The organism is Allobosea sp. 10N428, from assembly GCF_056394545.1.
The window spans coordinates 477240-496147 of the sequence record NZ_JBFTIC010000002.1 but is presented as its reverse complement, the minus strand read 5'-3'; the positions used below and the strand labels follow the sequence as shown (position 1 = coordinate 496147).

At 67.4% G+C, this 18908-nt stretch carries 16 protein-coding genes and 1 pseudogene; 2 read left to right on the top strand and 15 right to left on the bottom strand.

The features are described from left to right. Positions 1-65: 65 nt before the first annotated feature. From AC1DDA_RS08755 to AC1DDA_RS08685, 15 genes and pseudogenes are all read right to left on the bottom strand, one after another. Positions 66-932, bottom strand: coding sequence for a sulfurtransferase (locus tag AC1DDA_RS08755; protein ID WP_476795468.1), 867 nt, complete (start codon positions 930-932; stop codon positions 66-68). Beyond that, a complete protein-coding gene (locus AC1DDA_RS08750) occupies positions 929-1366 on the bottom strand; it encodes an OsmC family protein (protein WP_441512588.1) in 438 nt (145 codons plus the stop codon). The genes AC1DDA_RS08755 and AC1DDA_RS08750 overlap by 4 nt, the downstream gene beginning before the upstream one ends. A 126-nt stretch (positions 1367-1492) precedes the next feature. Further along, positions 1493-2539 (bottom strand): sulfate/molybdate ABC transporter ATP-binding protein, encoded by a 1047-nt coding sequence (locus AC1DDA_RS08745; RefSeq protein ID WP_476795467.1) that lies wholly within the window; start codon positions 2537-2539, stop codon positions 1493-1495. 24 nt (positions 2540-2563) lie between these two features. Next, entirely contained in the window at positions 2564-3454 is an 891-nt protein-coding gene (gene cysW / locus AC1DDA_RS08740) for a sulfate ABC transporter permease subunit CysW (protein WP_476795466.1), read from the bottom strand. Then, positions 3447-4340, bottom strand: coding sequence for a sulfate ABC transporter permease subunit CysT (gene cysT, locus AC1DDA_RS08735; protein ID WP_476795465.1), 894 nt, complete (start codon positions 4338-4340; stop codon positions 3447-3449). Before cysT ends, cysW begins: the two co-directional genes overlap by 8 nt. Before the next feature lie 4 nt (positions 4341-4344). Next, the gene (locus AC1DDA_RS08730) at positions 4345-5385 is read right to left on the bottom strand and encodes a sulfate ABC transporter substrate-binding protein (protein WP_476795464.1); all 1041 of its coding nucleotides are present in this window, start codon (positions 5383-5385) and stop codon (positions 4345-4347) included. 194 nt (positions 5386-5579) lie between these two features. Next, positions 5580-7037: a siroheme synthase CysG gene (gene cysG, locus AC1DDA_RS08725; RefSeq protein ID WP_476795463.1), complete on the bottom strand. Its 1458-nt coding sequence runs from the start codon at positions 7035-7037 to the stop codon at positions 5580-5582. Continuing rightward, the gene (locus tag AC1DDA_RS08720; protein WP_441512582.1) at positions 7034-7285 is read right to left on the bottom strand and encodes a hypothetical protein; all 252 of its coding nucleotides are present in this window, start codon (positions 7283-7285) and stop codon (positions 7034-7036) included. Before AC1DDA_RS08720 ends, cysG begins: the two co-directional genes overlap by 4 nt. A 2-nt stretch (positions 7286-7287) precedes the next feature. After that, positions 7288-7812 carry a DUF934 domain-containing protein gene (locus AC1DDA_RS08715; RefSeq protein ID WP_476795462.1) on the bottom strand — a complete coding sequence of 175 codons (525 nt, stop codon included), beginning with the start codon at positions 7810-7812 and terminating at the stop codon, positions 7288-7290. Then, the gene (locus AC1DDA_RS08710; protein ID WP_476795461.1) at positions 7799-9469 is read right to left on the bottom strand and encodes a nitrite/sulfite reductase; all 1671 of its coding nucleotides are present in this window, start codon (positions 9467-9469) and stop codon (positions 7799-7801) included. Before AC1DDA_RS08710 ends, AC1DDA_RS08715 begins: the two co-directional genes overlap by 14 nt. A 3-nt stretch (positions 9470-9472) precedes the next feature. Further along, complete coding sequence (locus AC1DDA_RS08705; RefSeq protein ID WP_476795460.1) at positions 9473-9829, bottom strand: DUF2849 domain-containing protein; 357 nt, start codon at positions 9827-9829, stop codon at positions 9473-9475. A 276-nt stretch (positions 9830-10105) separates the two neighbouring features. Then, entirely contained in the window at positions 10106-11080 is a 975-nt protein-coding gene (locus AC1DDA_RS08700) for a Gfo/Idh/MocA family protein (protein ID WP_476795459.1), read from the bottom strand. Positions 11081-11415: 335 nt separating this feature from the next. Then, on the bottom strand, positions 11416-11751 hold the full coding sequence (locus AC1DDA_RS08695; protein WP_476795658.1) for a calcium-binding protein: 336 nt from the start codon (positions 11749-11751) through the stop codon (positions 11416-11418). Then, a pseudogene (locus AC1DDA_RS08690) lies at positions 11737-12231 on the bottom strand (calcium-binding protein); the annotation flags it as partial. The pseudogene AC1DDA_RS08690 and the gene AC1DDA_RS08695, both read right to left, overlap by 15 nt. Positions 12232-12243: 12 nt before the next feature. Continuing rightward, positions 12244-15141, bottom strand: a complete 2898-nt coding sequence (locus AC1DDA_RS08685) for a hypothetical protein (RefSeq protein WP_476795458.1) — start codon at positions 15139-15141, stop codon at positions 12244-12246. Between the two features lie 651 nt (positions 15142-15792). Between AC1DDA_RS08685 and AC1DDA_RS08680 the strand changes: the two genes are divergently transcribed. Together AC1DDA_RS08680 and AC1DDA_RS08675 are read left to right on the top strand one after the other, a co-directional pair. Then, positions 15793-17535, top strand: coding sequence for a type I secretion system permease/ATPase (locus tag AC1DDA_RS08680; RefSeq protein ID WP_476795457.1), 1743 nt, complete (start codon positions 15793-15795; stop codon positions 17533-17535). After that, on the top strand, positions 17522-18886 hold the full coding sequence (locus AC1DDA_RS08675) for an HlyD family type I secretion periplasmic adaptor subunit (protein WP_441512576.1): 1365 nt from the start codon (positions 17522-17524) through the stop codon (positions 18884-18886). The genes AC1DDA_RS08680 and AC1DDA_RS08675 overlap by 14 nt, the downstream gene beginning before the upstream one ends. The last annotated feature ends 22 nt before the right edge of the window (positions 18887-18908 follow it).

The window sequence follows — 18908 nt, the reverse complement described above, 5'->3', positions numbered from 1 at the left end:
CGCGCCTCAGGCGCGATCGGCGCTTCCTTTGAACCTTTTCAGCCTGATTTGCAATCGAAAGCGGTTCAGGCCGCGTTGCCGGTCGCGACCGGGCGCTCCGGGTCCTGCGTCCAGTCGGTCATCGAGCCGTCGTAGAGCGCCACCTCGTCGCGGCCGAGAACCTCCGACAGCACGAACCAGTTCGCGGCGGCGGAATGGCCGGTGTTGCAGTAGGAGACGACGGGCCCCTGCGGCACGGCGGAGAACAGCTTCTCCAACTCGGCCGGCGCCTTGAGCTTGCCGCTGCCGGGCTCGAAGGCGCCGGCATAGTCGCGTTGGATCGCGCCGGGGATATGGCCTGCGCGAGTCGCTTCGGCCGACTTCTCACGCCCTTCGAAGAAGCTCGGCCCGCGTGCATCGACGAGACTCGCCTGCTTGCTGCGCGAGGCGACGAGGGTGGCGTCGGTCGTGCTGCGCAGGCGCTGCTGCGCCACGACTGGATAAGCGCCTGCACTCTTCGGCGTGGAAGGGCCGCGCTCGACCGGACGCTCTGGATCGGCGGTCCAGCCCTTGAAGCCGCCGTCGAGGATCGCCTGCTGGCCGTGGCCGATGAACTTCAGCGTCCAGTAGACCCGGGCCGCGGCGGCGAAGTCGGTCGCGGCTGTGCCGGCCGGGACGATGACGACGTCGTCGTGCGGCTCGATACCGAGCCGCCCCGCGAGCGTCGCGAGATGGTCGAGCGAGGGCAGCATGCCCAGCGCATTGCCGATCTTCGCCCGCCAGCCATCGGCCGCGTAGTCGGAATGGACCGCTCCCGGGATATGCCCGGCCTCGAAGGCGTCCCTGCCGCCATCGGCGGCGGTGCGGATGTCGATGACGACCAGCTTCTCGTCGCCGAGCCGCGCGGCCAGCGCTTCCGGCGAGATCAGCCCAGCGAATTCAGCCCGGCTCATTCAGCGGCCTCCTTGTGCAACTCGTCGATCACCTCGAGGCTGTAGGTCATCTCGGCCGTCGCCCCGAGCATGATCGAAGCCGAACAGTACTTTTCCTTCGACAATGTGACGGCGCGCTCAGCCTTGGCGTGGGACAGGCCCTTGCCGGTGATGCGGTAGGCGAGGTGGATCTTGGTGAAGACCTTCGGATCGGTGGTGGCACGCTCTGCCTCCACCTCGACCTCGCAGCCGGTGACGGCCTCGCGGCCCTTCTTGAGGATGCTGACGACGTCGAAGCCGGTGCAACCGGCAAGCCCGATCAGCAGCATCTCCATCGGCCGGATGCCGATATTGCGGCCGCCATATTCAGGCGCGCCATCCATCATCACGGCGTGGCCGCTGCCGGCCTCGCCCATGAAGGCCATGCCTTCCACCCATTTCGCGCGTGCTTTCATCGCGATCTCCTGTCCGGATCGAGGACCGTCGGCGAAGCGCCGGCGGGATTCGTCGGGGAGGCTATGGCATCGGGTCGAAAAGTGGAAACCGGTTTTCGGCACCGTCCGATGTCGACAAATGCCTGGTCAGGCGGCGGCGAACAGGTTGCCGTGCGTGATGCGCAGGCGGACCCGCTCGCCGATCGCCGGCGCGACCTGGCTGGCGAGGTCGACATCGAGGCGCTTCTTCAGCCCCTCGATCGCCACCTCAGCCCGGCGCAGCGGCCCGTTGCGGCGCAGATGCTCGACCACGCCGGGCAGCGCCAGCGGCGTCTCGTCGACGATACGCAGATGCTGCGGCCGGACATAGAGCGAGGCCGGGCCACCCTGGTTCTGCGTCAGCCCGCCCAGCACCGGCCGGTCGCCGAAGAAGGCCTGGCTGCCGACGACCTTGACCGGCAGCTTGTTCACCTCGCCGAGGAATTCGCAGATGAAAGGCGTCGCCGGGTGGTCGTAGACGTCGTCGGCCGAGCCGACCTGCTCGATGCGCCCGTCATTGAGGATGGCGACCCGGTCGGCGAGCTCCAGCGCTTCTTCCTGGTCATGCGTCACGAAGACGGTGGTGTGGCCGGTGCGGCCATGCAGCTCCCGCAGCCAGGCGCGCAGGTCCTTGCGGACCTTGGCGTCGAGAGCGCCGAAGGGTTCGTCGAGCAGCAGCACCCGCGGCTCGATGGCGAGCGCACGCGCCAGCGCCACGCGCTGGCGCTGGCCGCCGGAAAGCTGGCTCGGATAGCGCTTCTCCAGGCCCGGCAACTGAACGAGTTCCAGCAAGACACTGACACGCCTGCGAATTTCATCGTTGCTCGGGCGCTCGTGGCGCGGCCGCGACCTCAACCCGAAGGCGATGTTCTCGGCGACGTTCATCGTCTTGAACAGTGCATATTGCTGGAAGACGAAGCCGATGCGGCGGTCGCGCAGGGAGAGGTCGCGCGTATCCGTCTCGCCGAAGAGGACGCGGCCGCGATCGGCCTGCTCCAGCCCGGCGATCAGGCGCAGCAGCGTGGTCTTGCCCGATCCGGACGGGCCGAGCAGCGCGACGAGCTCTCCCGGCTGGATATCGAGAGAGACCCCGCGCAGCGCCGGGAAGTTCTCGAAGCGCTTCTCGATGGTCTCGATGGTGACGGCGACCGACATGGCCCAGCTCCTTCGTTCGCGGGGTCAGTGGCGGCGGCTGGCGGCGATCGCATCGCCGTAGCGCCATTCCAGCAGGGTCTTGAGCACGAGGGTGACGAGGGCCAGCCCCGCCAGCAGCGAGGCCACCGCAAAGGCGGCGGCTCCCATATACTCATTGTAGAGGATTTCGATGTGCAGCGGCATCGTATTGGTCATGCCACGGACCTTGCCCGAGACGACGGCGACCGCGCCGAATTCGCCCATCGCACGGGCGTTGCAGAGCAGGACGCCGTAGAACAGGCTCCACTTCACGTTCGGCAGCGTCACCGCGAAGAACACCCGCCAGGGCGATGCGCCGAGCGTCAGCGCCGCCTCCTCATCGGCCGAACCGAGCGATTGCATGTGCGGGATCAGCTCGCGCGCCACGAAGGGGAAGGTGACGAAGACCGTCGCCAGGATCAGGCCGGGCAGCGCGAAGACGATCTTGATGTCGTGGGCCTGCAGCCACGGCCCGAAATAGCCCTGCGCGCCGAACAGCAGCACGAAGATGAGGCCGGAGATCACGGGCGAGACCGAGAAGGGCAGGTCGATCAGGCTGATCAGCAGATTCTTGCCGCGGAACTCGAATTTGGCGATGGCCCAGGCCGCCGCGATGCCGACCACGACGTTGAACGGCACGGCGATCGCCGCAACAAGCAGGGTCAGCCGGATCGCCGAAAGCGCATCGGGCTCGGTGATCGCGGCGCGATAGGCTTCCCAGCCCTTGGCGCCGGCCTCGATGAAGACGGTGACGAGCGGCAGGAGCAGGAAGAGCAGCAGGAAGGCGAGCGAGATCGCGATCAGCGCGATCTGCACGCCGAGGCTCTCGCCGCGCGCGCGGCCGGGGCTGCGCGGTGCCTGCGCCGCGACGGCCGGGGTCAGGGTGGCGTCAGACATCGCCGAACCTCCTGCGGGCGCGGGCCTGGATCAGGTTGCCTATGAGGATCAAGGCGAAGGAGATCAGCAGCATCGTCGTCGCCACCACTGCCGCGCCGGCGTAGTCGAACTGCTCGAGGCGGATCACGATCAGGAGCGGCGCGATTTCCGAGACCATCGGCACGTTGCCGGCGATGAAGATCACCGAGCCGTATTCGCCGACGGCCCGGGCGAAGGAGAGCACGAAGCCGGTCAGCAGCGCCGGCGCCACCTGCGGCAGGATCACCCGGAAGATCGTCCGGAAGCGGCTGGCGCCGAGCAGCGCCGCGGCCTCCTCGACATCGCTCTGAAGCTCTTCCAGCACCGGTTGGACGGTGCGCACCACGAAGGGCAGGCCGATGAAGATCAGCGCCACCATCACGCCGAGCGGCGTATAGGCGACCTTGCCGTCGAAGCCGAAGGAGAGATCGGTGAAGGGGATGGCGACGCGGAAGGCCAGCGGCGCCAGCAGCGACCCGACCCAGCCGTTCGGCGCATAGATGGCCGCCAGCGAGATGCCGGCCACCGCGGTCGGCAGGGCGAAGGGCAGGTCGACCGCGGCATCGATCAGGCGCCGGCCCGGAAATTCGTAGCGCACCAGCACCCAGGCGAGGATCAGGCCGAAGACGGCGTTGACGAGCGCGGCGAACAGCGCCGCCGTGAAGGAGAGCTTGAGCGCGGCAAGCGTGCGCGGCGAGGTCGCCACCGCCCAGATGTCGGCGGGCCCGGCGCTGGCGGCCTTCAGGAAGAGCGCCGCCAGCGGGATCAGCACGATCAGCGACAACGCCGTGACGGTGACGCCGAGCGCCAGCCCGAAGCCGGGCAGGATGCTGGGCTCGCGCCAGCGGAAGGTCGTCGTCGCCGCCATGGCGTCAGCGTGCCGGCTTGTAGAGCTGGTCAAAGGTGCCGCCATCGCCGAAATGGGTCGGCTGCGCCTTTTTCCATCCGCCGAAGGCGCTATCGATGGTCACCAGCTCGATTTTCGGGAAATTGGCCACGTCCTTGCTGTCGGCGGCCTCCGGATTGCGCGGGCGATAGAAGTTCCTGGCGATGATCGCCTGCGCCTTCGGCGTGTAGAGGAATTCGAGATAGGCCTGCGCCTGCGCGCGGGTCTTCTTGGCGTCGACATTGGTGTCGACGAGCGCGACCGGCGGCTCGGCCAGGATCGAGAGGCTCGGCACCACGATGTCGAACTTGTCGGCACCGAACTCCTTGAGGGCGAGGAAAGCCTCGTTCTCCCAGGACAAGAAGACATCGCCGATGCCGCGCTGGGTGAAGGTCGTGGTCGCGCCGCGCGCGCCGGTGTCGAGCACCGGGACATTGGCGAGGAGCTTGGCGATATAGTCGCGCACCTTCGCCTCGTCCTTGTTGAAGGCCTTTTCGGCATAGGCCCAGGCGGCGAGATAGTTCCAGCGCGCCCCGCCCGAGGTCTTCGGGTTCGGCGTGATGATCTGCACGCCCGGCTTCACCAGATCGCCCCAGTCCTTGATCGCCTTCGGATTGCCCTTGCGGACGAGGAAGACGATCGTCGAGGTGTAGGGCGAGGAGTTGTGCGGCAGGCGCGTCTGCCAGTCGAGCGCCAGCTTCTTGGAGCGCTCGGCGATGGCGTCGATGTCGCCGGCGAGCGCCAGCGTCACGACATCGGCATCGAGCCCGTCGATGACGGTGCGGGCCTGTGCGCCGGAGCCGCCATGCGACTGGCGGATCGTGCTGATCTTCTTGTCGGGGTTCTTCGCGTTCCACTCGGCGATGAAGGCCGCGTTGATGTCGCGATACAGCTCGCGGGTGGGGTCGTAGGAAACGTTCAGGAGCTCGGTCTGGGCGCGGGCTCCGGCAACGACGCCGAAGCAGAGCGTGAAAGCTCCAAGAACGAGCCCGGCCCGGAAAAGGCGGCGAAACACGGGTCGCGTCATGTCAGGGCTCCGTTGCATTCACGGCGAGGCTCGGTTCAAACCTCGGTCCGTTCTAAAAAACAAACGAAACGTACTGAATTGCCGGTCTCTTCTCAATGGCCTGGCGCAATCGGCGCTTTCCAAACTTGGCCGCCGGAGGAGAAAACGCTTCTCTGGCGGCGGCGTTCCCCCTTGGCGGCGAGGCCGGGCCGCCGTCAGGCACGGCGGCGGTCCTGCGCCGGATGCGCGTCTGCCAGAGCCGGGCCGAAGGCGTGGCCGAGCAAGACGAGGACCGGCCCGCTCGCCGGCAGTTCGCCTAGCCGCTCCGGCAGGGTCGCAATGGTGGCGGCGACGCGGATTTCGTCGGGGCGCGTGGCGGAGAGCACGGCGACGGCCGGCGTTTCCGGATTGAGGCCGGCAGCGATGGCACGCTCGCGGAAACCGGGCAGAGTGGCACGCGCCATATAGATCACGGTCGAGGCCGCCGGGTCGGCCATCGCGCGCCAGTCGAGATCATCAGGCAACTCGCCCTTGCGCGAATGGCCGGTGACGAATTGCAGGCGCCGCGCATGGTCGCGATGGGTCAGCGAGACACCGAGCGACGCGGCCGCGCCCTGCGCGGCCGAGATACCGGGCACGATCGCGACGGGAATGCCGGCGGTCTGGCAGGCCTCGATCTCCTCGCCGGCGCGGCCGAAGATGCCGGGATCGCCGCCCTTCAGCCGCACGACATGCTTTCCCTGCGACGCCAGCGAGACGATCAGTGCGTTGATGTCGCCCTGCTTCACCGAGGGGCCATAGCCGGTCTTGCCGACCAGCATGCGCTTGGCCTCGCGCCGCGCCAGCTCGAGCACCCCCGGAGAGACGAGATCGTCATAGAGGATGATGTCGGCGCTCTGCAGGGCGCGGATCGCCTTCAACGTGAGCAGCTCCGGGTCGCCCGGGCCGGCGCCGACCAGCGTCACACGGCCCTTGCCGTCATGCGCGGCCTCGATCTGGACGAGACGCGCGAAGAGCTCCGCCTCGTCCTGCGGGCCTGGAGCGCGCTCGGGCTCGGCCATCGCCCTACCGGCGAAGAGCTCCCAGAAGGCGCGCCGCAGCGCAAAGGGCAGATCGCGGGCCTGGACCGACGGGCGCCAATCGGCCGCGGCCTGCGCCCAATTCTTCAACCCGGCCGGCAGCAGCGCCTCGATCTTTGTGCGGATCGCCTGGCCAAAGACTGGCGCTGCGCCATCCGTGGACACGGCGACGATCAGGGGCGAACGGTTGACCAGCGCGCCGAAGGCGAAATCGCAGTATTCCGGCTTGTCGACGATGTTGACCGGGGTGCCTGCCTGCCGGGCGGCGGCGACGAAGGCATGGACCTCCTCGGCATCGTCGAGGTCGGCCACGGCGATGGCCGCGTCAGTGAGGTCGCCGGCCTGCCAGCCCCGATCGTGGACATGCACGCGGCCGCCGGTCTCGCCTTGCGCCAGCCCGGAGAACAGCGCTGCCTCGCCAGCAGCGAAAACATCCAGCTGCGCCCCGGTGGCCGCCAGCAGCTCTGCCTTCCACAGCGCGGCCTCGGAGCCGCCGGCGAGCACAACCTTGCGCCCGTCCAGCTTGTGGAAGAGCGGCAGCGTCGCCAGCGGCTCGATCCGCGCTGCGGTCGTTTCGGGCTGTCTCTCGGTCATTGCGTGGTCGCTACGGCCTTCTCATCTGCCGCACTGTGCTCGCCGCCCGCCGGTGGAGTCAGCAGCCACAACGCGGCCAGTGCCAGGATGATAAGGCGAAAGCAAAGATCGAACCAGCGCCCGCGTGCCTCGCTCGCAGGCTCGCGCGGAAGCATGGCCTCGAACTCGGCGTTCAGGCTGTCTTCGCCGCCATCTCTGACGGCGCCGGGGCCCTCGACGTGGCTGTGCATGGCTGTCGAGATCGTCATGCTCACTCCGCTGCGGTGGGGGCCGTGCCTCTCGCCGCCCGGCGCCGGTCGAGGATGTTGCGCGCGCTCTCGCCATAGCCGCGCTGATAGGTGGTGCTGAACGATTCCCGCGCATGCAGCCATTGCGGCGCCGGCTGGCGGGCGGCGCTCGCCTCCGGCAGCTCGATCGTGTCGAAGCCGCAGGAGAGGGCGTAGGCGAACTGGTCGGCGATCAGCGGGCCGGTGGCGCGGATCTCACGGTAGAAGCCGGAGCGCCGGATCTGGCGCGCGAGGCTGAAGCCGCGCCCGTCCGAATAGGCGGGGAAGGCGATAGCGACGAGCGCGAGCCGCGGCAGGAACGGCGCGAGTGAGGCGAAAGGCACGGAGTTGGGCAGAATCACGCCGATCTGCTGATCGGGAGCCTGCGCCTCAAGCGCCTCCGCCAGAGCCTCCCACGGCACCAGCGCGGCGGGGATATTGCCGATCGCGGCGCCCTCGCTGCGGGTCCAGCGCTCCTCGGCGTCTCCGTCCTGGTCAAGCAGCGGCACGGGCGGTCTCCTGAAACGCGGCCTTGAATGGCCCAAGGCCGATACGGCGGACATTGTCGATGAAGCTTTCGCCCTCGCTCCGCTCGGCCAGATAGACGGCGACGATCCGCTCGATCGCATCCGGCACCTCCTCGGCGGCAAGGCCGGGACCGAGGATCTCGCCGATCGCGGCATTCTCGGTGGCGTCGCCGCCGAGCGTGATCTGGTAGGATTCGATGCCCCGCTTCTCCAAGCCGAGAATGCCGATATGGCCGACATGGTGGTGGCCGCAGGCGTTGATGCAGCCGGAGATCTTGATGCCGAGCGGCCCGATCTCGCGCTGGCGCGCTTCATCGGCGAAACGCTGCTGGATCGCTTGGGCGATCGGGATCGAGCGTGCCGTCGCCAATGCGCAGTAATCGAGGCCGGGGCAGGAGATGATATCGGTGACGAGGCCGATATTGGCCTCGGCCAGCCCCGCTTCTCCGAGCCGCCGCCAAATTGCGGGAAGGTCACGCTGGCGCACATGCGGCAGCACGAGGTTCTGCGCATGGGTGACGCGCAGCTCGTCGAAGGAATAGCGCTCGGCCAGATCGGCGACGAGGCGCATCTGCTCGCTGCTCGCATCGCCTGGGGCCTGGCCGAGCGGCTTCAGCGAGATCGTCAACGCGGTGTATCCGGGTGCCTTGTGCTCGTGGGTGTTGACCTCGACCCAGCGGGCGAAGGCCGGGTTCGCGGCCTTGGCCGCCTCCAGCGTGTTGCTGACGGCCGGCAGCACCTCATAGCGCGGCGGTGCGAAATAGGCGGCGATGCGCGCGACCTCTTCCGCGTCGGCATTGATCGAGGGGCCGTCGAGCAGAGCAAATTCGGCCTCGACGCGGCGAGTGAATTCCTCGGCGCCGATCTCGTGGACGAGAATCTTGACGCGCGCCTTGTATTTGTTGTCGCGCCGGCCCTCGAGATTATAGACCCGCATGATCGCCTCGAGATAGGCGAGCAGGTCCTTCTTCGGCAGGTAGTCGCGCACGACCTTGCCGATCATCGGCGTGCGGCCGAGGCCGCCGCCGACGCTGATCTCGTAGCAGGTCTCATGCGTGTCGGGGTGGCGGCGCAGGCGCAGCCCGATATCGTGGGCCTTGATCACCGCCCGGTCAGCTTCAGCGCCCGTCACCGCGATCTTGAACTTGCGCGGCAGGTAGCTGAACTCGGGATGGGCCGAGGACCATTGCCGGATCAGCTCGGCCGTCGGGCGCGGATCCTCGATCTCGTCCTGCGCGACGCCGGCGAAGTGGTCGGCGGTGACGTTGCGGATGCAGTTGCCGGAGGTCTGGATGCAATGCATCTCGACATCGGCGAGCAGGCCGAGGATGGCGGGGATATCGCGCAGCTTCGGCCAGTTGAACTGCAGGTTCTGGCGCGTGGTGAAATGGCCGTAGCCGCGGTCGTAGCGCTCGCCGATCAGGGCGAGCTGACGCAGTTGCCGCGCGTTCAGCGTGCCATAGGGAACGGCGATCCGCAGCATATAGGCGTGGAGCTGGAGATAGACGCCGTTCTTGAGCCGCAGCGGCTTGAACTCATCCTCGGTGAGGGAGCCGTCGAGCCGGCGCGCCACCTGATCGGTGAACTGCGCCACCCTCTCCCGGACGAAACGCTCGTCGAATTCGTCGTATCGATACATGGATCAGCCCTTCGGCGCGGAGGCGATGCCTTCACCGGCCTGCTTGCCGAGATCGGGACGATTGCTGGGGCCGAGCGTCTTGAAGCGCTCGCGGAAATGGCGCGGAACCGGGCCGCCGGCCTCGATGGTCACATCGACGAGATAGGCGTCGACGACCTTGTTGCCACACAGCTCTGCGGCAGCGAAGGCTTCGAGCCTCTCGGCGGCCGCGTCATCATTGGCGACAAGGGCGGGCGCCGAATCGCGCGTCCAGGCGAGGGTGCCGGCATCATCGGCGGTCGCGAAGACGACATCGCCGTCGAGCAGGTCGTTGGCGAGCAGGATCGCGGGCAGGGGAACGCGTTTCGAGGCGGTGGCCATCACGCGGCCTTCCGCTTGTCGCTGAGGCCCCGCCGATCGATGACGTTCAAAATCGCCACAGCAATACCCATCCCTGTTCGGTCTTTCGAACAGGGATTTTACGCTACGAGCGGGCGATAGCTCAATTCACATCCGATAGGGTGTTTTTCTGTATTCTCAGGAGTATGGAGTAAAATCATCTCGCAATGCGAGTTTCGGGCCATCTCGGCGCAAATTTATGCCAATTGAGGCGGCGCCCGGGTGAGCCCGGGGCGCCGCCACGGCCCGATGGATGCGTCAGGCGCTCTTCAGGATCGTTTCGACGATTTCCTGCACATCGAACGCTTCGCGCAGCGTAGCAAGGTGGTGCGGCTCGCCGCGCGTCAGCTTCGCCACGCCCTCGAGCTGGCGGCGCAGTGCCAGCGGACGCGCCTCGTTCTGGGAGAGTGCCTCCGGGTCGCGCTCCCAGCTGCCATCTGGACGGCGGCGCTCGGCATGCGACCAGTCGCAGAGCCGCACCGCGCCCTTATCGCCCTCGAACGTCCAGACGTTGTGGTCGTCCTTGGCGGTGGTGCCGACGCTGCCGGTCAGGGTGACGGGAAGCGCGCCCGCCGTCAGCGTCGCCTCGATGCGGCGCTCGCTCTTGCCGGCTTCGGGGAAGCTGGCCTTGGCGGCGAGGCCGGTGAAGGGGCCGGCGATACGGCGGGTCAGGAACAGGAAATGCGAGACGACCTCGCGTGTGAAGCCGCCCTGCGCCGGCCCGTCCAGCCAGCCGGCCGCATCGACCTGCCAGGAGCGCGGCCAGGTCGCGAAGGCGACCTCGATCGAGACGCGCTGGGGCGTGCCGACCGCGCCGGAGCCTATCCAGTCCCGCAGCCGTGCCACGGCGGGCGAGGAGGCGAAGGGAAAGTTCACAGCGCCGCGATCTCCGGCTTCGGTGACGAAGGCGCGCGCATCGGCGAGGTCGACCGCCAGCGGCTTCTCGCAGAACACCGCCTTGCCGGCCGCGAGCGCCGCGCGGGCATGGGCGAGATGGGAGGAGGGCGGCGAGGCGATGTAGACGCAGTCGCTTGCGGCGATAAGGGCTGCGGCGTCCGGCTGGCGTGGCACTGCGGGCAGCGCCGTACCAATGCGCTCCATGGCTTCGGCCGAAGGATCCCAGATGCCGGAGACGCTGAGCGCCGTCGCCGGCTGGTCGAGCGCCGCGCGCAGCATGCGCTCGCCCATGATGCCGGCGCCGATCAGGCCGAAGGAGATAGGATTCTGGGACATGGTGGAATCTCGGGCAGGCAGTGAAGGGCAGAAACGCTGCTCCCTGCATCGCATGCCGGGACGGTCGGGCGGAAGCCGTTTCAGCGCGGTCCCGGTCGGCGTCGAGACGGCTCGTATCCACGCCGTGAGCGAGAGCCTCATGAGGCCAGCGCGAACCGGACCCAAGGGTGGGTTAGTACGGTTGAGGATGAAGGTTTCGGGACCGTCAGTGCGCCGAACTTTGCGCCACCGCGGCGTTCGGCTGCTGCGGGCGCGTTCACTATGGGGGCTCAAGCAACAAGGGCTCCTTCAGGAGCCCTTGCGCAGTGTCTTGTGTTTCTTTGGCAGATGTCCGCTCAGACGAAGCGGAAATCGTCGGCGCGCAACGAACCGAGCTGCACGTCCGCCAGGGTGAGCGAAGTGTCGGCGTCGACCGTGAACACCACGTCCGAGCCCACCTGTGCGGCGTGGGCCATGGCAGCATCAAAATCGGCGAAGAGCGCGCTGGCAAACGCGACGACGTCCTCATGCCCGCCAGCGAAATCGGTGACGGTGTCACGACCGAAGCCGGGCGTGAACACGAAGACGTCGTTGCCCGACCCGCCGGTCAGGGTGTCGTCGCCGGCGCCGCCTTCGAGACGGTCGTCGCCTGAACCGCCGCTCAGCGCATCGTTGCCGAGGCCGCCAAGCAGGATGTCGTCGCCCGAGCCGCCGGAGAGGTTGTCGTCACCCGTGCCGCCGTCGAGAAGGTCGTCGCCGGAGCCGCCCTTCAGCGCGTCATTGCCGAGGCCGCCGAGCAGGTTGTCGTCGCCCGCCCCGCCATTGAGCGTATCGTTGCCCGCGCCGCCGTCGAAGCTGTCGTCGCCATTGCCGCCGGTGACGACATTGTCGCCGTCACCGAAGGACAGGTTCTCGATGTTGACGAAGGACTGGACGCCGATGCCGGCGCCGGCGATGCGACCGGAGGCCATGTCGACATAGAGCGCGCCACTCGCGGCCGAGAGGTCGAGCGTATCGTAGCCGTCGCCGCCGTCGATGGTGTCGTTGCCGGGGCCGGCCTTGATCACGTCATCGCCCGTGCCGGCGTCGATGATGTCGTCACCGGCGCCGCCGCCAATGATGTCGTTGCCCGCGCCGCCATGGATCGTGTCGTTGCCGGCCTCGCCGTAGAGCGCGTCATCGCCCTATCCGCCATCGATGAAATCATTGCCGCCGCCGGCATAGATGACGTCGTTGCCGATGCCGCCATGGACGCTGTCGTTGCCGTCGCCAAGATAGACCTGGTCGTCGCCTTCCTCGCCGTCGATGTCGAAGTCGCTCCAGGAGGTGGCGGTGACGAGGTCATTGCCTTCGCCGAGCAGGATCTTGCCGATGACCGAGGCGCCGACAAAGAGATTCAGGTGGTCGTCGCCCGCACCCATGTCGATCGCCGAGCCCCCGGTCGCCTGGATCAGGCCGGAATTGCCGAGCTTGTCGTTGCCGCCGCCCATCGAGACGCCGCCGATGATGCGGCCGGTGCTGGTGTTGATGATCTCGTCGGCATAGTTGCCGACAAGATTGATCGCCTCGTTGCCGCGCAGATCAAAGCGGGCGGCGTCTGCCGGCGCGACGTTCTCCGGCCCGTGGCCATCGCCCTGGATCAGGCCGCGATTGACGACGAGCGTGGCGCCGAGCGCATTCTGGTTGCTGGAGTTGTCGACCTGGATGGCCCGGCCATAGCCGTAGATCCTGCCGGTGCTGTCGTTGATGATGGTGCCGCCGCCGATGGCGATGCCTTCGGAAACGTTCGGCTCGCCATCATGATATCCGTTGGCGCCGAGGCCTTCGACCGTGCCGGTGTTGTTGAGGAAGAGCAGGCCGTCGACGTCGATCGCGTCGCCGTCGCTGTCGGCGAGGCCGGCCGACCGGCCCTGCATGGTACCGCGGTTGGTGATGCTGACGAGGTCGGCTTCCGAGCCGTTGCTGTCGATGTTAACCGCCGAGCCGTTGCGGCCGATGATGGTGCCGTCATTCACGACGGCGACGCCGCGGTCGCCGGTGATGGCGTGCTTGGCGCCCTCGAGCAGGCCGCCGGCGTAGTTGTTGACCTTGCCGCCCGCATCGCTCTGGAAATCGATCAGGTCGCCGTCCGCAGCGAAGCCCTGGCCGGTGATGATCGTGCCCCAGTTGTTGACGGTGCCGTTCTGGCCGGGGCGGATCACATCGGTGTTGGTGCCGTACTGGCGGATGGTGCCGCCGGCGAGGTTGTTGATCGTGGCGCTGGCGCCGTTGTTGTCGAAGCTGCGGAAGTCGAGCACGCGGCCGTCGGCCTCGACTAGACCGGCATTGTTGATAACGATGCGGGCTGTCGCCGCACCGGCCTGGCTCGGGTTGAGCGCGCCGCGCAGGACGCCCGTCGCCTGGTTGTCGATGGTGAGCGAACCGGTCGCGCCGGCGGTTGTCTGGAGCAGACGGCTGGTCGCTCCGACCTCGATCAGGCCTCCATTGGTGAGCACGGCATTGCCGCCGCCGGCCCAGGTCACCGCATTGCTCGAAACCGTGAGCTTGCCGCCCGCATCGATGCCGACCTTGTCGTCCTTGTCGATAACGAGGCCGGAGGTGACGGTGCCTCCGTTGCGGATGGCGATCTCGTCGTAGCCGGCGCTACCGGCGACCGACCAGCTGCCGCTCTCGACCTCCAGACGCTCGACGCCCGTGGGGGCGGCGAGGGAGCCGGTGCCCGTTCCGAGCAGCTTTACGGTGTCGCGGCCCGTGCCGCCGTCGATGCTGGCGGCTGCGCCTGCACCGGCCTTGACATCGATGACGTCGTCACCGGCGCCGCCGAGCACCGTGTCGCCCGCACCGGCGGCGATGCGGTCATTTCCGGCGCCGCCGTCGAGGATATTGGCCAGGTCGTTGCCGATCAGAACGTCGTTGCCGGCGCCGCCGATGACATTCTCGATGCCGGTCAGCGTGTCGCGGCCGATGCCTTCTCCATTGGCCTTGCCCGCGGCGAGATCGACGGTGACGCCGGTGGTCTCGGCCGCATAGTCGGCGGTGTCGATGCCGTCGCCGCCGTCGAGCAGATCATTGCCTTCGCCGCCGATGAGCCTGTCATTGCCAGCACCGCCGAACAGAAAGTCATCGCCCGCTCCGCCGATCAGGCGATCGTTGCCATCGCCACCCTGGAGAACGTCGTCGCCTGCGCCGCCGTCGAGCTGATCGTCGCCCGCGCCGCCGCGGATGAGATCGTCGCCCGCGCCCGCCAGCACGTTGTCGTCGCCCGCCCCGGCATCGACGACAAGATCGTCCTCGAGGCCGGTCGCCGTCAGCTTGTCGTTGCCGGCTCCGAGGCGGATCTCGCCATAGAGCTTCGAACCCGCGAGGAGCCTGACCTCGTCATTGCCATCGCCCATATCGACGGCAATGCCGTCCTGGCTGATGATCGTGCCGGAATTGACCAGGGTGTCGTCGCCGCCGAGCATCGAGACGCCGTTGAACAACTCGTCGCTGTTGGTCAGGCTGTCACTCCCGTCGCTGAACACGGACACGGCGACGACGGCCGGCGCCTCGGCATTCCCCGATTGTTCCGCAGCCGGAACGTCCTGCTGCGTGGCAAAAGTCAGGCTGGAGGCCATGGACTTGCGCGCTCCTTGGCCGCCGCCTGACGGGGCCGCATCTACCGGACCGGCCGAGCGTGCCGGCGCCGTGCTGCCTGCAGCGACATCGAGGTCGATCGAGGGGCTGATGAAGCCGGCCGGCGTGACGGATGATCCCAATAGACTCAGATCCGTCGAGCTGCCCTGGGCGATGCGGGCACCCTTGATGCTGCCGGTGACATCGACATCCGTTTCCGTCTCGAGCTGGACCGAAACCGCCTCGGAGCCGAGACCGCTGATCGTGACCGTCGCCCCGACCGGAATGTCGCGATCGACCGTCCAGTTCCAGCTCGCGCCCTTTTCGGCGCCCGACATATCGGAAATGTCATAGGGAATGGCGATCACGCTGCCCGCGAGGACGGGTTCGATGACCTTGAAGACAATGCCGTTTCCGGCGTCGGGGCTATAGCCGACGAAGCTGATCGAACCGACGGGGCGCGTCATGGTTTGCAAATCCTTTAGCCAATGCATCGTGAGCCCCGTCCGCCGCCAGCAGGGGACAGCCCGCATCCGGCGAGCTGAGGCGCGTTAATGAATTGGTAAGGATGACGATTGTTTAACAATCCGATCAACAGTGAAATAATTTTTGATATTTTGCCGACTAAAACGATTTAATAAACTGCTATTTCGGCTTATTCTAGCGCCGCGCACATGAAATGAATTTCGTCGATCTCAGCAATGCCCGAGTTTTAGACACAGAGTATCGGAATTTTTATTCTGGAGATTGGAATACCGGCCTTCGAAAACGATCGAAGACATCCAGAATCGCTTCTCCGTGTGGCGGAGAACAAGGAGCGTCGATAGCCGATCGCCGTTCATGACGGGCCGCGAAGTCCATGCCCGTACCTCAGGCTAAGGCAGGGCGGGGGGGCGCACGAATCCAATTCATCGATGGGGGGTATGGGCATTTTCGATGGCCTGCCGCCCCGGTGGTTTCACCGAGCTGTCATCTCGTCCTCCTATCGCTGCGGCCGATCGTCGAGCGCAGGCTCGGTTGGTGGGCAGGCGGGCTCGCCGACATACGGTTTCGGGGGCTGCCGCGGATTCTGCCCGCAAGCGGCTCTTCCGGTTGCTTTGCGTCAGGGAAACTCGCCGTTGCTCCCAAAATCATCCAAGAATGCTGCCAGCGAGGCTTTGGCCTCGTGCCGTTCCGCTTTCCTCGCGGTGGCGTTGTTTTCCGCCCTCGTCAACGTGCTGATGCTGACGGGCTCGCTCTACATGTTGCAGGTCTATGACCGGGTGCTGCCTTCGCGCAGCGTGCCTACGCTAGTCGCCCTCTCACTGATCGTCGCTGCGCTCTACATCCTGCTCGGTCTGTTCGACTGGCTGCGCCAGCGCATTCTGAGCCGTGTCGGTGTCGAGCTCGACCGTCAGCTCGGCGGACCGGTGCTCGGCGCCATCCTTGGCGGACAGCTGCGGGGCGCTCCGGGCGGCAGCCAGCTGTCGCGCGATCTCGACAGCGTCCGTGGCTTTCTGTCCGGGCTGGGGCCGACCACGCTGTTCGATCTGCCCTGGATCCCGCTCTATGGCGCGCTGTGCTTCGTGCTGCATCCCTATCTCGGCTGGACGCTGGTGGCCGGCGCGGCGATCCTGATCGTGCTCGCGCTTCTGACCGAAGTGCTGTCGCGGCGGCCGAGCGCCGACGTCGCCCGCTCGTCCGGGGAGCGCGCCGCCCTGATCGAGGCCGCGCGCCGCAATGCGGAGGCAGTGACGGCGCTCGGGATGAACGGGCGGATCGGCCGGCTGTTCGAGCGGACCAATGACCGGCACGTCGCGGCCAGCCTCAGGGCTTCCGATATCACCAGTGGGCTCGGCGGCATCTCGAAGGTCATTCGCTACATGCTGCAATCCGCCATGCTCGGCGTCGGCGCCTGGCTGGTGATGCACGATCAGGCCTCGTCCGGCGTGATGATCGCCTCCTCGGTGCTGAGCAGCCGTGCGCTGGCGCCGATCGAGCTCGCGATCGGTAGCTGGCGACCCTTCATCGGTGCGCGCCAGGCCTGGCGTCGGCTTCATTCGGCGCTCGGCGAAGCGCCTGTGGCACTCGCGGTCTCGCCCGAGCGTCCGACGCAGCGGGTCACGCTGGAGCAGGTCTTTGTAGCGCCTCCCGGCAGCCCGACACCGACCGTCAAGGAGATCGGTCTCACGCTGCAGGCGGGACAGGGACTGGCCGTGATCGGCCCGTCCGCCTCCGGAAAGTCCACGCTCGCGCGGGCGCTGGTCGGCGTCTGGCCGGTGCTGCGCGGGTCCTTGCGCCTCGACGGCGCGACGCTCGACCAGTGGCCGGAGGAGGAGCGCGGCGCGATCATCGGCTATGTGCCGCAGGATGTGCAGCTCTTCGCCGGGACCATTGCGGAGAATATCGCCCGCTTCGACCCTGCGATGACGGAGGAGGCCGTCCGCGGCGCCGCCAGGGCCGCCGGCGCCTATGACCTCATCCTCGGACTCCCGAAAGGTTTCGAGACACCGATCGGCGAGGCCGGCGGTGTCCTGTCCGGCGGTCAGCGGCAACGCATCGCCCTTGCTCGTGCGCTGTATCGCGATCCCTTCCTCGTCGTGCTCGACGAGCCCAATGCCAGCCTCGATGCGGATGGCGACGCCGCTCTCACCGCCGCGATCGCCGGTGTGCGCGCCCGCGGAGGCATCGTGGTCGTCATCGCCCATCGCCCCTCGGCGCTGGCGGGCATCGACCTCGTCCTGATCCTGGCAGACGGCCAGGTGCAGGCCTTTGGGCCGAAGGAGGAGGTGCTGCGCAAGAGCCTTGCGGCGAAACCAGGCTCGGCCGGGCCGAACCCGTCCCATCCCCGAATTGCAGTGGCGGCCGATGCGCGCGGTTAACGAGAACAGGTCCGGCGGGCAGCCGTCTTCGAGCATGGCCGGGGCCGAGGGGCGGCGTGCCGATCCTCGCCGCGACATCCGGCGTGCGACGCTGTTCGGGGTCGCGACCATCGCCGTGCTGCTGGGCACTGTCGGGCTGTGGGCGGCGACCGCGCCGCTTTCGGGCGCGGTGATCGCCTCGGGCAAGGTCGTCGTCGAGAGCAATGTCCGGCGCGTGCAGCACCCATCCGGAGGCGTCGTCGCGGAGATTCGGGTCAAGGATGGCGACCGCGTCAAGGCCGGCGACGTGCTGGTGCGCCTGGACGAAACCAATGCCAGGGCGAGCCTTGCGCTGATCGAGATCGAACTCATCCGTTTCCAGGCGCGCAAGGCGCGGTTGGAGGCCGAGCGCGAGGGCCACTCCGATTTGGTGCTGGTTCAGGAGTTGCGTGACAGGGCGGGCGATCCGGGCGTGATCCGGGCGGTTGCCGGCGAGCTGAGGCTTTTCCGCACCCGCCGCGCCGCGGCCGATGTCCAGCGCTCCCAGCTGCGCGAGCGGATCGCGCAGTCGCATGAGGAAATCAAGGGCTTGTCGTCCCAGATCGAAGCCCGGCGGGCGCAGGCCATGCTGATCGAGCAGGAACTCGAGGGCGTGCAGAAGCTGTACGACCAGAACCTCGTCGCGCTCTCGCGCCTGACCTCGCTCCAGCGCGAAGCCTCGCGCCTCATCGGCGAGCGGGGCAGCCTCACCTCCGACACGGCACGGGTCAAAGGCCGCATTGCCGAGATCGAATTGCAGATCGTCCAGATCGACGAGGATCTGCGCCGCGAGGTCACGACCGAACTGCGCGATGTCGACGGCAAGATCGCCGATCTGTCGGAGCGCCGCGTCGCCGCGCGCGATCAGCTCGAGCGGATCGAGATGCGCGCGCCGCAAGATGGTGTCGTCCATCAGCAGACCGTGCACACGATCGGCGGCGTCATCGGCCCAGCCGAACAGGTCATGCTGATCGTGCCGGAGGCCGACGGACTCATCGTCGAGGCGCGGGTCGAGCCGGCATTGATCGATCGGCTGCGGATAGGGCAGGCGGCGATGCTGCGCTTTCCGGCCTTCGACAGCGCCACCACGCCGGACCTCAAGGGGCGGCTGATCCATGTCTCGGCCGATGCGAGCACGGACCAGCAATCCGGCGTGTCGTTCTATACGGCGCGCGTCGCGCTCGATCGCCCGGAGATCGACCGCCTCGGCGGCAAGAGCCTGCTGCCCGGCATGCCGGTGGAGACCTTTATTCAGACCGGTTCGCGCACTGCGCTCGCCTATATCGTCAAGCCGATCGAGGATCAGCTCGCGCGGGCCTTCCGCTACGATTGAGGTCCGCGGAGACGCACCGCGC